Source organism: Hwanghaeella sp. 1Z406 (assembly GCF_048892425.1).
GTDB lineage: Bacteria > Pseudomonadota > Alphaproteobacteria > UBA8366 > Aestuariispiraceae > Pacificispira.
Window position 1 is genome coordinate 294834 of record NZ_JBLZHU010000005.1, and the last position, 13791, is coordinate 308624.

A 13791-nucleotide genomic window follows, 5' to 3' on the forward strand; every position below is an offset into this window, starting at 1 on the left:
TTATAGCGCTAATATGATATAAAAAGTAACATTTCGCGTGTTATATTAATTTCATCAAAAACCGTACCACTTTCCGCGTGCGCTCCGAAAACAGGCTGGGTGTGAAATAGCTGCCGGCTGTGCGTTTGGTGACTTCGGATAGGGTGGGATAGGGGGCGATCAAGCTGGCGAGGGTGCTCATTTTCTGGCGGTTTTGCACGGCCATGATCCAGGGGAGGAGCAGGTCGCCTGCATGGGCGCCGACGATTGTGCAGCCCAGGGCGCGGCCTTTTTTGTCAACGATTGCTTTCATCAGCCCGTCGGTGCGGCGTTCGGCCTGTGCGCGGTCGTTTTCGTCGAAATGCCAGCGCAGGACCTGATAGTTTCCGGCCCCCAATTCCTTCTCCGCCTGCGCTTCGGTCAGGCCGATCTGGGCGAGTTCGGGGTCGGTATAGGTGACCCAGGGGACGGCCCGATGGTCAACCTTGGTCCAGAACATCTTAAACAGCATCTGGCGGATGACGATGCCCGCGTCATAGCCCGCCATATGGGTAAATTGCAGGCCGCCCGTCACGTCGCCAATCGCAAAGATGCGGCGGTTGCTGGTTTTCAGATGGTCATCGACGGTGACCGCACCGCGCTCTGTCTTAACGCCTGCCTTGTCCAGGTCCAGACCGGCGATATTGGCGCGGCGTCCTACGGCGACCAGCAGATGACTGCCGGTAATAACCTCCTGCTTGCCGTCTTTTTCCACCGTGGCGGAAATGCCTGTATCGGTGGGCGCGACGCTTTTCAGGGCGGTTTCCTCGCGGATGTCCAGGCCTTCGGCGCGCAGGCGGTCCAAAACCAGGGCGGTGGCTTCGGGATCATCCTTGGCCAGGGCCTTTGCCATTTCGATGACGGTGACCTTACAGCCCAGGCGGCGATGGGCCTGGGCCATCTCCATCCCGATGGGCCCGCCGCCGATGACCAGCAGGTGGTCAATGGGCTGGTCATTGTCGAAGACGGTTTCATTGGTCCAATAAGGCGTCTTGTCCAGCCCGTCGATTGGGGGAACAAAGGGGGTGGAGCCGGTGGCGATGACAAAGTATTTCGCCTGGATTTTTGTATCGCCTGCCTGAACTTCCGCCGGACTGGTGAAGCGGCCATGTTGCTGGATCACGGTGACGCCTAGGCTTTCGAAGCGCTCAACGGAATCATTGGGTTCGATTGCGGCGATCACGCCGTTGACATGCGCGCGGACTTTTTTCCAGTCGACCTTGGGGGGGACGGGCTCGATCCCAAAAATGTCAGAATGGCGCTGGACATGGGCGGCATGACCGGCGGCCAGCAATGCCTTGGATGGAACACAGCCAAAATTCAGGCAATCGCCGCCCATCAGTCCCTTTTCGATCAGAACCACGCGGGCACCCATCTGGGCGGCACCGGCCGCGACGCTTAACCCGCCAGAGCCTGCGCCGATGATGCAGATATCGGTCTTGATCGTGCCCGTCATAGTCTGTTCCCCGCAAAGGCGTTCGAGTTGATGTGAAACAAGGTGGCGATAGAGCGCCCCGTTTTGCGATACACATCATCTCACGTTGCCGTGACGAGACTCGATATCACGACTTTGGGAAAATCTCTAATGTCCGATTGCCGATCTGGGTCGGGCGGCGGGGTGTGATTGCATTTGATTTGAACAGCCACCCCCGCCTGGCGAATTCAGCCCGCAGCAGGGATGTTACAACCGCTGCCAGAATGCCGCCTGCGATCACGTCGCTGAGGAAATGGGCATTCACCACGACCCGGCACAGGGCGACACTGGCGGCGATAACCATGGCTGGATAGATCAGGCGCGGCCACAGAAAGGCGATGACAAAGGCAACCGTGAAGGCGGTTGTGGCGTGGCCAGACGGGAAGGATTGGTAAGAGGACGTGAAACCGATAGGGTCGATGCCATACCAGTCTTCAGCCATCAAGACCCTTGGTCTGGCACGTCCGATCAGCATTTTAAACAGTATTGCCGCAATGCCGCTGAGCGCGATGGCGCTGAAGGCAAAGCCGATATAGACCCCGACTTGTTTGCACAGCGGCCGCATGGATCGTGTTTTATCCCACAGGCCAAGCCCGGTCAGGACTAATCCCACTATGCCAAGGGGATAGAGATAATAGGCGGAATCCCCAAAATCCCCCAACTGATGAAACATCAGTCTTTCCGAGGGGTTGATCTGGGCCAAAGCCCGGGCAAGCGGCGCATCCAGCAATATGATGAACAGAGGAAGGGATGTCGTCGCCGCCTGCAGGCCTGCAATCCAGGTTGCCTGATGGTCTGGGTCGATTGTGGCGTGAAATCGTTGTTGCAACAGCACCGCGGCAATTGTGATTACCGCCAGAATCGTTAGGCCCAGGAACAGGAACCCGGTCAGGAAGGCGATGATCCAAATCAGCATTGCCAGGGCCAAAAGCCCTGTTGCCGCAATTACGGTTCCCCCCGCGACGGCAAAAGACTGACGGGAATTGGTTGCGAGCGTGACATCCTTCGACGGCATTTGATTGTTCCAATCACAGGGACAGTGAGTCGCCAGCGGGCATCCTTTTCTTTCTACAGTTTTGATGTGAATGATGGGTGTCATCTGCATGAAGGCCGTGCGGCATATTTATGGCAGGGGCGGGGATGGAGACTGTTTTTTAAGGAAAATCACAAAGACCATCACAGATCGGTCACAAGCACGGGCTAGGGTGACCAAAAATATGTCGGTTGATCGGATTGATTTTTTGATATGATACGCAGCGCTTTCGCCCGTTTTGCCCTTCCGGGTCCCGTCGCTCTTCCAGTGCTTGCGCTGTTGAGCCTGTTGGTCTTTTTGCCGGGGTTTTTCAGTCTTCCGGCCATGGATCGCGATGAGTCCCGCTTTGCCCAGGCGTCCCGACAGATGGTGGAAAGCGGCGATTTTCTGGACATTCGCTTTCAAGAGACACCCCGTCATAAGAAACCGATTGGCATTTACTGGCTGCAAGCGGCATCGGCACTTCTATTTGATACCCCTGATGCGCCGAAGATATGGGCCTACCGGGTGCCTTCCTTGGTCGGGGCAATTGTGTCGGTGCTGCTGACATGGGGATTGGGTCGGGTCCTGTTTGGCAGACGCGTTGCGTTTCTGGCAGCCCTGTTCCTGATGGGCAGCGTGTTGTTGGGGTTTGAGGCGCGACAGGCCAAGACCGATGCCGTCCTGTTAGCCTGCATCCTGGCGGCGCAATTGTGTCTGGCAATGGCCTATACGGCGCGATCCCGGGAGGCGCTGATCGGGCGCAAGACTGCCTATTGCTTTTGGTTTGTGCTGGGCATTGGGATTTTGATCAAGGGGCCGATCATCCTTTTGATAACAGGGGTCACGATTGTTGGTCTGATCGCCGTGGACCGTCGGGTGGATTGGTTCACCGCCCTGAAACCTTTATCGGGAGTGGGGCTGACCTGCCTGATCGTCGCCCCTTGGTTCATTGCCATCGGGATTGCGACCGGGGGGGCGTTCTTTCAGGAGGCGGTTGGTCAGGATCTGGCGGGCAAAATTCTATCGGGGCAGGAATCTCATGGCGCGCCGCCCGGATATTATCTGTTGAGCTTGTGGTTGGCATTCTGGCCATTTGGACTGTTTGCCGGGCTGGGCCTGTTATGGGGCGCGCGTAATTTTTCATCTTTAGGCGCCCGGTTTGTGTTGGCATGGCTGGCCCCCAACTGGATCATCTTTGAACTGATCGCAACCAAACTGCCGCATTATGTATTACCGCTGTACCCTGCGCTGGCGATGTTATGCGCGGCGGCGCTGGTACAGGAAATGCCGCGGGATCGACTGTTTCAAATTTTGAAAGTGTTCGGGCTTGGTATGACGGCGCTGATAACGGTGGTGTTGATGGTGGCCGTCGGCGCGGTCCTGGTGCTGTATGGTAACCCCTTATCATTCTGGCTTATTCCGGCGCTTCTGGCGGGAATAGCGATGTTGGGATTTCTGTGGGGTCCATTGCACGATGGCGCGCGCTTGGAACGGGGTATCCTGCCAATCTTTCTGGCGGGTGTATGCCTGATTGGATCGATTTTTCAGGGAGTCCTTCCTGCCGCACAGGATTTCTGGATTTCGAAATCTGTTGCGGACGTGGTGTCGCAGCGGCGGCAAACCTGTCCGGATGCACCCTTTTCTATTGTTGGATATTCTGAGCCCAGCCTTGTCTTCCTGGCAGGAACAGCAACTTATTTCACGTCGATAGAAGGGGCGGCGGCATCCTACCTGGCTGACCCAACCTGCGCCATTGTGGCCATCCCGGAAGCGTCTGCGCCAGATTTTCAGCAACGGGTCGAGGCATCGGGTGTTGCCCCGCATGCCGTCGCCCAAATTGAAGGTTTCAACTACAATGGGGGTCGGTCGGTACGCTTGACCATATACTCGGGTCAGCGATAGGCCGATCACCATTGATAACCAGTTTTCTGCGCCTTTTCATGTTATTATAATGCAACACATAATGTTAATTAGATGTGTTTCTCAGATTAAATAAACAATAAGGATTTTCCTGCAATATATTAGAAATCAAAGCCTGAAATACATCATAAATGTATTAAGATATGTGCTTTCTGTATGGCATAAATGGCGCGTATTATAAAGAAAATGTGCGCTTTTTGACCTTTTGACAATTTATGATATGGATATGCTTCTCAATTACTAAGCGAATCGTATCAAATGAAATTCGCAAAATGAAAAATAATGTGTGGTGCTGTACCAAAATAAAAAGCCCACCGCGGTTAGAAGGAGGGGATTCGCCAATGCTGTGGCATTCATCGGGTATGCGTGATTCAGGTCGGCGTTTAGGCCATCAGATCCTGCGTCGGGCGCATTCCCCAGAAAAAAGCTAACACTATTGCGTATCCATTTCTGGAATGGATTTTGACAGACAAGTGGACGGAGTACGCGGGGTGCGTCACGGCCGCTGACTTATGAAAAACACTCACCAAAAAGAGGGGGACATTATGTCTGACCAAGAGGGTAATCAGGGAATACCTGAACCTGAAGGAGCGGTCGAACGGATCGACACGGATTACGAAATCGGCCAACACAATATCGAAGGAGAGCTATGGCGGTTTGGGTTCGACATTCATAATCCGGTTTTCATGATTTCCGGATTGTCGATTATCGCTTTCGTATTTTACGCGCTGGCTTTGCCAGAACAGTCAGGCGCGCTTTTCAGCTTCTTGTTTTCCAGCGTAACGAAGGGCTTTGACTGGTTCTTCCTGCTGGCGGGCGATATCTTTGTTGTCTTCTGTCTGGCGCTGATTGTCAGCCCCCTTGGAAAAGTGCGGCTTGGCGGCAAGGAAGCAACACCGGATTTCAGCTATATCGGCTGGTTTGCGATGTTGTTCGCTGCGGGCATGGGCATCGGGCTGATGTTCTATGGCGTGTCTGAACCGATGAGCCACTTTGCCAGTTCAATGGGCGGCACCAGCGTAGAAAACGGGGTCCGTACTGATTGGGCCCCATTGGGCGCAGCCGCAGGTAATGAGGCGGAATCATTGCGTTTGGGTATGGCGGCGACGATTTACCATTGGGGGCTGCATCCCTGGGCAATCTATGCCGTGGTGGCCTTGGCGCTGGCCTTGTTCAGCTATAACAAAGGGCTGCCGCTGACGATCCGCTCTGCCTTCTATCCGATCTTTGGGGATCGCGTCTGGGGTTGGACCGGTCATGTCATCGATATCCTGGCTGTGTTTGCAACACTGTTTGGTCTGGCCACATCCCTTGGGTTTGGGGCAACGCAGGCCAATGCCGGTCTGAATGAACTGTTTGGCGTGCCGGTCAGTGATACGACTGAAGTGTTGTTGATTTCGGGCATTACCGCCATTGCGTTGATTTCGGTTCTGCGCGGGCTTGAAGGCGGCGTGAAGGTCCTGTCAGAAATCAACATGGGACTTGCGGCCTTGCTGTTGTTGTTCGTGTTGTTTGTCGGCCCCACGGTCGCAATTCTGACGGGCTTTGTCTCCAATCTGGGCAGCTATCTGGAATATCTTCCTGCCCTGGCCAATCCATTCGGTCGGGAGGATGTGAATTTCAGCCAGGGCTGGACATCCTTCTATTGGGCCTGGTGGATTTCCTGGTCGCCTTTCGTGGGCATGTTCATTGCGCGCGTCAGCCGGGGGCGCACGGTCCGTGAATTTCTGGTCTGTGTGCTGTTGATCCCGTCTCTGGTCTGCGTGTTGTGGATGACTGTATTCGGTGGCGTTGCCATCCAGCAGGTCATTCAGGACGGCTATACATTGGCCCAGAATGCACCCCTTGAACTGAAACTGTTCAAGATGCTGGATGCCTTGCCCCTGTCGACCATCACGTCGGTGATCGGGATTGTTCTGGTGATCGTGTTCTTCGTGACATCGTCTGATAGCGGATCGCTGGTGATCGATACGATCACGGCGGGCGGTAAAGTGGATGCCCCGGTGCCCCAGCGTGTTTTCTGGTGCGTCTTTGAAGGCGCGGTTGCCATCGTCCTGCTGTTGTCCGTGGGGGGCTTGTCTTCCCTGCAATCCATGGTGATTTCAACGGGTCTGCCGTTCACCGTGGTGTTGTTGGTGATGTGCTATGCCATTTTCCGCGGCTTGCTGGCGGAACCACGTAAGTAAGTCTATTGCACTGTGACTTGGAAAGGGGCGCTGAGGAGAAATCTTCAGCGCCCTTCTTCGTTTCAGGCAAGGCCCATTTCCGCCATGCGGCGCTGAAGGGCAAGCAGGTCCTGCCAGGCCTGACGCTTCGCAGATGGTGTTTTCAGCAGATAGGCCGGGTGAAAGGTCGCAAGTGCGGGGAGGGAGGTTTCCCCGACCTGAATATCGAACCAGGTACCCCTGCTGCGGGTGATTCCCTGTTTCGGACCAACCGACGTGATCAGACTATTGACCGCCTGACCGCCTGCCAGAAGCAACAGCTTCGGGCCGACCAATGAGATCTGTTTTTCCAGAAACGGTCGACAGATAGCCATTTCCCCATCCGTGGGGGATCGATTACCCGCCGGTCGCCAAAAGACGGGGCTTGAGAGATAAACATCCCCCCGCGACAAGCCAATCGCTTGCAGCATCTTATCCAGCAGCGTCCCGGTTTGCGCCACAAAGGGGGCTCCGGCTCGATCTTCTTCCGTATCGGGCGCATCGCCAATCAGCATTAAGGGCGCGCCCACCGATCCTGTGCCAAAAACCATGTTCTTCGCATGAAATCGCAATTCGCAGCCTTCAAAACGCTCCAACGCAGCGGACAGCTCTTCCAGGGTCGTGCAGGCGTGTGCAGCCGTCTTGGCCTGTTCCACCGCTTCAGCTGCGCCCAATGGGGCGTCGGCGCTTGGTTTGGCGCGGTTTGTCGCTGGTGGTGCGGTGGATGCCTTTGCCTGCGAAAGCGCGCTTTCAGCCGCGGCCCGTCTGGCGGCCAGGCGTGCCTCTGCCTCGGCATAACGATCACAGGGCTGATCTGCCAATGCCTCATCCGCGCCCATGGCTGTTTGCCATTCCAGCGCTGATATCAGGGCTTTTACGTCGCCATCCAACACGTTACCGTCGCCAACCATGATTGCTATTTCGGGCTTCTGGGCTATTGTGCCCGCCGAAACCCATTCCGCCAAGTCGCCTGATGAAGAAGATAAGGATCGATCAATATGTCCGACGCTGTGGTTCGTGAAAGCATGGAATATGATGTGGTGATTGTGGGGGCTGGCCCCTCCGGTCTGTCCACCGCCATCCGCTTGAAACAGTTGGAACAGGAAACCGGTAAGGAAATCGCCGTTTGCGTCATCGAAAAGGGCGCAGAGGTTGGCGCGCATATCCTGTCTGGTGCGGTTCTGGAACCACGCGCCTTGAACGAGTTGATCCCCGATTGGCAGGATAAGGGTGCGCCGTTGGATACGCCGGCGAAGGACGATCATTTCCTGTTTTTGACCGAGACTAAGGCATTCAAGATGCCAACGCCGCCGCAGATGAACAATCACGGCAACTATATCATCTCGCTGGGGAACTTCTGCCGCTGGCTGGCGGAACAGGCTGAGGCGATGGGGGTTGAGATTTATCCAGGTTTTGCCGCTGCTGAAATCCTGTACCACGAAGATGGCAGTGTGAAAGGCGTCGCGACCGGCGATATGGGCCGCCTGAAAGATGGCAGCGAAGGGCCGATGTTCCAGCCCGGTATGGAATTATGGGCCAAGCAGACCGTCTTTTCCGAAGGCTGTCGTGGCAGCCTGGGTAAAGTGCTGATGGAAAAGTTCGACCTGCGCAAGGATGCAGAACCACAGACCTATGGCCTGGGCATGAAGGAATTGTGGGAGATTGATCCGGCGAAGTCAGAGCCAGGGAAGATCATCCATACCACCGGCTGGCCGATGGATTCCAAGACTTATGGCGGGTCGTTCCTGTATCATCTGAATGGCAATCAGGTTGCAATCGGCTATGTGGTTGGCCTGGATTATGAGAATCCAAATCTGTTCCCCTATATGGAATTCCAGCGCTTTAAGCATCACCCGGAAATCAAGAAAATCCTGGAGGGTGGCAAGCGCATTTCCTATGGCGCCCGTGCCCTGAACGAGGGCGGGTATCAGTCGATCCCGAAACTGACCTTCCCTGGCGGTGTCATGGTCGGTTGCGAGGCCGGGTTCCTGAACGTGCCCAAGATCAAGGGCACCCATACCGCGATGAAATCTGGCATGACTGCTGCGGAAGCGATCTTTGCCGCGCTGACCGGCGACGGCGAAGCGCCGCGCGAAATTACCGCCTATGAAGAGGCGTTGAAGAAAAGTTGGGTCTGGGACGAGTTGTATGCCGTGCGCAACATCCGCCCGTCCTTCAAATGGGGCTTCTGGGCAGCACTTGTCTATTCCGGTCTGGATACCTTCCTGTTCCGGGGCAAGGCCCCCTGGACCCTGCACCATCACGGGCCGGACCATAAATCACTGAAAGCGGCAAAGGACTGTCGGAAAATCGATTATCCGAAACCCGATGGCGTGATCAGCTTTGATCGCCTGACCAATGTTGCCTTTTCCGGCACGAATCATGAGGAAGACCAGCCGGTTCACCTGCAGTTGAAGGATGCTTCGGTCCCGGTCGATATCAATCTGGCGCTCTATGACGAACCCGCGCAGCGATATTGCCCGGCCGGTGTCTACGAGATTGTACGGGAATCAGACGGTGGCAATCCGCGCCTGCAGATCAACCATCAGAACTGCGTCCACTGCAAAACCTGCGATATCAAGGACCCCACCCAAAACATCAACTGGGTCGTCCCGCAGGGCGGCGAGGGGCCGACTTACCCGAATATGTAGGGGTGTCATAGTGTCTGGGGAGGTCTGCTTCTCGGTTTAATGACAGTGAACAGACCCAGCCTTATTATCCATATGGCAGCACTGACCGGGAGGCGAGCTTTTCCGGCATCCGCCGCCATGGGCGATACTCTCATTCTGTGTGACCGTGGGCAGGGCCGTCGCATGCGTTATGGACTGTGTGGCAAAAAAAACCAGTCCTGAGACGACTAAAGATAAAAGGGTAAGTTTCATTCTGACTATCCTATCTATTAATTGTATGATTGATATCATACTACCTTAATTATAATTTTACGATTGAAATCTGTTTAAAGGATTATGCTCAAAGCTCTTCGTCCAATCATTGCCTGCCCTCACACATACAGCCGCGGGACGCTGGCGGTGGTGGTCTGTTTTCGGTCCTGGCTGGGAGAGACCTGGAATTGCCTGCGATAGGCGCGGGAGAAAGCGGGGAGGCTGTCGAATCCGGTTTCGACCGCGATTTCGCCGATGCTTAATGTGGTTTGCTGCAACAGGTTCTGCGCACGGGTTAGGCGCAGGGCCAGGTAATGGGCCTGGGGGCTGTGTCCGGTCCCTTTCTGAAAATGACGCTCCAGCGTTCGTTGGCTGGTTCCAAGCAGTTCTGCCAGATCGGGAAGGGCAATGGGGTCATTGATATGGCGGGTCATGAGGGCGATTGCCTGGGTGACCAGGGCGCTTTCTCCCGGCTTCAGACTGTCCGCTGTTTCGGGATGTCCTTGCTGATACAACAGATGGATCTGGACCGTTCGGGCCAGGGCTGCGCCCGCATCTTCCTCAATCAACTGCAGGGCCAGGTCAATGGCGCTGGCGCCCCCGGCACAGGTCAGGCATCGGCCTGCTCGATTGACGGACGCTTCGCTGAGGCGGATATCGGGGAAGTCTTCTTCAAATCCATCGCGATTGGCCCAATGGATCGCGGCTTCTCGTCCGGTCAGCAGGCCGGCCCGCGCCATTGCCACGCCGCCCGTTTCCAACCCTACCACACGCGCGCCAAACCGATGGGCTGCTCTTAAAAAGCCCCCTACGCCCGGCGCATTTGCAAGCCCGTGGGGGTCAAAGCTGGCCACGGCGAAAACGATATCCATCTTGCGTGCGGATACTGTTTCCAGCGGATCGGTGTTGATCGCATGGTTGCCAAAGGCCAGAACCTTACCCCCATTGGCAGAGACTGTATCCCAGGCATAAAGCGATTTTCCCGCCTGCCAATTTGCCACAAAGAAGGCATCTGTAATCGCAGCCAAGGTGATCAGGCTGAACCCGTCATGCAGGATGAAGCAGCAGTGTTTCGTCATATAATCACTTAACACTATTCGACACTTGTCTGTCGATCTTTGTCTGTACTGTGCCCTAAATCCAGATAGCTTCGGGGACACTTATCCTACAGCAGGAGTGCGACTTGATGTTTGCCGACAAGAAAACTCTCTGGGAAACAAATCGGCCTGAGACCGATCTGACCCTGCCCGCGCGTTATTATTACGATGCGGATATCTTCCAGCGAGAGGCGGAGACGATCTTTTACCCGTCCTGGCATTGCGTCTGTCACGACACAGAAGTCCCGGAACCAGGGGACTATGTGAAATTTGATCTGCTGACCCAAAGCGTGATTGTCGTGCGCGGCGATGATGGTCAGGTGCGTGCCTTTCACAATGTCTGTCAGCATCGCGGCACGCAATTGGTGGAAGACCGTCGCGGGCGGTTCAAACAGGCAATCACCTGTCCGTATCATGCCTGGACCTATGCCTTTGACGGCGATTTGAAGATCGCACCACGGACCAATGCGCTGGAAGGGTTCAACGCCGCGGACTATGGCTTAAAGGAAGTGAGAGCCGAGAATTATGGTGGCTTCTGGTATATCAATATGGACCGCAACGCGACGCCGATTGCTGAGGAAATGAAGGGCGCCCTGGATGCGATGCGCCCGTATTTCCCGGATCTGGACGATATCACCTTTGTGGAAGAGGTGGACTATGTCGTCGATGCGAACTGGAAAATCATCACAGATAACGCAATTGAGGGCTATCATTTCAAACTGTCCGGTCCGGTCCATAAGGAACTGGCAGCGTTGATTGATTTCAAGGGATATGACCTTCAGGCGCATGGACATTGGTGGGACTTTAAAGGCCCGCCAAAGAAGGTGAAGACAGCCTTTGGTCATCCCATTACGGGGGAGAAATATCAGACGGACTGGTTCTATAATATCCAGCTGTGGCCGATGACGACGCTGTATGCCTTTCCCTATGCCGATGTGATTGGCACATTCAATTCGATACCGCTGGGGCCGGAAAAGACGCTGCTGCGGTTTGGGCATTACTGTCCGAAATCCCGCCCCCAAAGCGCGCTGAGCCGTGCGGCGATGGATTGGTTCAATACCCAATTGGGACCGGAAGATATCTGGCTTAATCTGCTGGTCCAGCGGGGCGTTCATTCCTTTGGCTTTGATCAGGGGCGCTATCTGATTGACCCAGAGCGCGGCCCCAATAGCGAGCATCTGGTGCATCATTTCCACAAGCTGGTCTATGATGCGCTGACCGGGGGTCAGTCCTTCCCGCGCAAAGCCGCTGCGGAATGACAAAGGTGGAAACTATTTCAGATTATATTATCATCGGGGCCGGATCAGCGGGCTGTGTGCTGGCCAATCGCCTGAGTGCCGATCCTAGGAATTCTGTGCTGGTGGTGGAAGCCGGGCCTGATGACAATGATTGGACCCTGAAGATGCCGTCGGCTCTGACCATCGCGCTGGGCCGGACAAAGCACAATTGGGCCTATCAGGGGGAACCGGAACCGGGCCTGAACAACCGCGTCTTAAAGCATGACCGTGGCAAGGTGCTGGGGGGATCATCCTCCATCAACGGTATGGTGTGTATTCGCGGCCATGCCAGAGATTATGACACCTGGCGACAGATGGGCTGTGATGGCTGGGGCTATGCCGATGTGCTGCCCTATTTCAAGCGGCTGGAAAGCTATGCCGGGGGCGATGATGATTATCGCGGTACGGATGGGCCGTTGAAAGTCACCCGCTCACCTGCAAAAAATCCGATCTTTCAGGCCTTTCTGGATGCGGGAGAACAGGCGGGTTATCCCCGCACCAGGGATATCTGCGGGCGTGTTCAGGAAGGGTTTGGCCTGTTGGACAGCACGGTGCATGGGGGCCAGCGCTGGAGCGCGGTACGGGCCTTTCTGGACCCGATCCGGTCCCGCAGAAATCTAACCATCCTGACTGACACGCGCACGCAGCGAATATTATTTGAGAACAAGACCGCCATTGGCATCGAAGTTCAGGAAAAACCTGGAACCTTGCGGCAGTACCGGGCGGGTAAAGAGGTTGTTCTGTCTTCAGGTGCCGTCGCGTCGCCCCATTTGCTGATGCTGTCTGGGATCGGTCCGGCGGCGCATCTGCGCGATCATGGCATCGATGTTGTCGCAGACCGCCCAGGTGTGGGGGAGAACCTGAACGAACACCCTGATTTCGTAATGAAGTATCTGTGTCGTCAGCCGATTTCCCTGCTTCCCCATACGCGGGGCCTGGGGAAGATAAAGATCGGTCTGCAATGGTTTCTGTCGCGAACTGGTGTAGCGGCGTCCAATCAATTTGATGCTGTCGCCTGCATTCGGTCCAGCGCCGGGGTCGATTATCCGGATATCCAATTGACCATCATCCCCATTGCCGTGAAGGAAGGGTCGGTTGACCCGATGACAGTGCATTCCTTCCAAATCCATATCGGTTTGATGCGGGCCCATAGCCGGGGGCGGGTATTCTTAAAGAATGCCGACCCCAATGGTCAGGCGGGTATCCTGGTGAACTATCTAAAAGACCCCCGCGACCGTGACATATTGCGCAAGGGCATTCGTCTGGTGCGTGAATTGATCGACCAATCGGCCTTTCAGGACTTGGCAGGTGACGAGATTTTCCCCGGCCCAGCCTATGTCACCGATGCAGAGCTTGATGAGATGTTGACCAAGGCGGTGGATACCCAATGGCATCTGTCCGGTACCTGCAAGATGGGCTCTGCCCAGGATATAATGGCAGTCTGCGATTCCCAGGGGCGTGTGCTTGGTGTGGAAAATTTAAGAGTCGTAGATGCGTCCCTGATGCCAATCGTTGTGAATGGCAACACCAATTGCCCAACCTTGATGATCGCAGAGAAAATGAGCGATGCGATCTTGGGCCATCCCCCATTGCCGCGCGAAGACCGCGAAGTCTGGCAAAACCCCGATTGGGAAACCGCACAGCGATAGTATTAGTGAATTCTATGGCAGTAAGCTTTGTTTTATCCCTCTTGATGGGGCGTCCATTCTCTCCCCTCTGGGCGGAGGACGGCTCTGTTTACTCCCTCCCCCTTGAGGGGGGAGGACGGTTTTATCTACTCCCTCCCCCTTGAGGCAGGGCTATCGCATATGAGCGAAGAGCTTTGTGAGGAAGGCATCATCCCATCCGGCGCGTTTGATTTTGCCCTTGATGGAGCCTTTGTCGTCATTGGCTTTGATGATGTT

9 protein-coding genes are annotated in these 13791 nt (G+C 55.5%); 5 read left to right on the plus strand and 4 right to left on the minus strand.

All coding sequences use genetic code 11. The features are described 5' to 3' along the window. Positions 1-40: 40 nt before the first annotated feature. The gene (locus ACOSDR_RS12545) at positions 41-1474 is read right to left on the minus strand and encodes a dihydrolipoyl dehydrogenase family protein (protein WP_420731492.1); all 1434 of its coding nucleotides are present in this window, start codon (positions 1472-1474) and stop codon (positions 41-43) included. Positions 1475-1580: 106 nt separating this feature from the next. Continuing rightward, positions 1581-2507, minus strand: a complete 927-nt coding sequence (locus ACOSDR_RS12550) for a phosphatase PAP2 family protein (RefSeq protein ID WP_420731493.1) — start codon at positions 2505-2507, stop codon at positions 1581-1583. Between the two features lie 231 nt (positions 2508-2738). On the opposite strand from ACOSDR_RS12550, the gene ACOSDR_RS12555 reads away from it, so the two are divergent. Further along, on the plus strand, positions 2739-4409 hold the full coding sequence (locus ACOSDR_RS12555; RefSeq protein ID WP_420731494.1) for an ArnT family glycosyltransferase: 1671 nt from the start codon (positions 2739-2741) through the stop codon (positions 4407-4409). A gap of 563 nt (positions 4410-4972) precedes the next feature. Next, a complete protein-coding gene (locus ACOSDR_RS12560; RefSeq protein ID WP_420724720.1) occupies positions 4973-6613 on the plus strand; it encodes a BCCT family transporter in 1641 nt (546 codons plus the stop codon). 62 nt (positions 6614-6675) lie between these two features. Here ACOSDR_RS12560 and ACOSDR_RS12565 read toward each other — a convergent pair whose 3' ends face one another. After that, the gene (locus ACOSDR_RS12565) at positions 6676-7596 is read right to left on the minus strand and encodes a uracil-DNA glycosylase (RefSeq protein WP_420731495.1); all 921 of its coding nucleotides are present in this window, start codon (positions 7594-7596) and stop codon (positions 6676-6678) included. A 33-nt stretch (positions 7597-7629) separates the two neighbouring features. Between ACOSDR_RS12565 and ACOSDR_RS12570 the strand changes: the two genes are divergently transcribed. Continuing rightward, complete coding sequence (locus ACOSDR_RS12570; protein WP_420731496.1) at positions 7630-9282, plus strand: electron transfer flavoprotein-ubiquinone oxidoreductase; 1653 nt, start codon at positions 7630-7632, stop codon at positions 9280-9282. 350 nt (positions 9283-9632) lie between these two features. On the opposite strand, the gene ACOSDR_RS12575 is transcribed toward ACOSDR_RS12570, so the two are convergent. Continuing rightward, positions 9633-10592 carry a GlxA family transcriptional regulator gene (locus ACOSDR_RS12575; protein ID WP_420731497.1) on the minus strand — a complete coding sequence of 320 codons (960 nt, stop codon included), beginning with the start codon at positions 10590-10592 and terminating at the stop codon, positions 9633-9635. 107 nt (positions 10593-10699) lie between these two features. Here ACOSDR_RS12575 and ACOSDR_RS12580 point away from each other — a divergent pair, with 107 nt between their 5' ends. Together ACOSDR_RS12580 and ACOSDR_RS12585 are read left to right on the plus strand one after the other, a co-directional pair. Then, a complete protein-coding gene (locus tag ACOSDR_RS12580) occupies positions 10700-11869 on the plus strand; it encodes an aromatic ring-hydroxylating oxygenase subunit alpha (RefSeq protein WP_420731498.1) in 1170 nt (389 codons plus the stop codon). Beyond that, positions 11866-13536: a choline dehydrogenase gene (locus ACOSDR_RS12585; RefSeq protein WP_420731499.1), complete on the plus strand. Its 1671-nt coding sequence runs from the start codon at positions 11866-11868 to the stop codon at positions 13534-13536. The genes ACOSDR_RS12580 and ACOSDR_RS12585 overlap by 4 nt, the downstream gene beginning before the upstream one ends. The last annotated feature ends 255 nt before the right edge of the window (positions 13537-13791 follow it).

Coding starts and splice junctions, on each gene's coding strand:
- ACOSDR_RS12545 (WP_420731492.1), bottom strand. CDS start 1,474: ATGACGGGCACGATCAAGACCGATATCTGCATCATCGGCGCAGGCTCT.
- ACOSDR_RS12550 (WP_420731493.1), bottom strand. CDS start 2,507: ATGCCGTCGAAGGATGTCACGCTCGCAACCAATTCCCGTCAGTCTTTT.
- ACOSDR_RS12555 (WP_420731494.1), top strand. CDS start 2,739: ATGATACGCAGCGCTTTCGCCCGTTTTGCCCTTCCGGGTCCCGTCGCT.
- ACOSDR_RS12560 (WP_420724720.1), top strand. CDS start 4,973: ATGTCTGACCAAGAGGGTAATCAGGGAATACCTGAACCTGAAGGAGCG.
- ACOSDR_RS12570 (WP_420731496.1), top strand. CDS start 7,630: ATGTCCGACGCTGTGGTTCGTGAAAGCATGGAATATGATGTGGTGATT.
- ACOSDR_RS12575 (WP_420731497.1), bottom strand. CDS start 10,592: ATGACGAAACACTGCTGCTTCATCCTGCATGACGGGTTCAGCCTGATC.
- ACOSDR_RS12580 (WP_420731498.1), top strand. CDS start 10,700: ATGTTTGCCGACAAGAAAACTCTCTGGGAAACAAATCGGCCTGAGACC.
- ACOSDR_RS12585 (WP_420731499.1), top strand. CDS start 11,866: ATGACAAAGGTGGAAACTATTTCAGATTATATTATCATCGGGGCCGGA.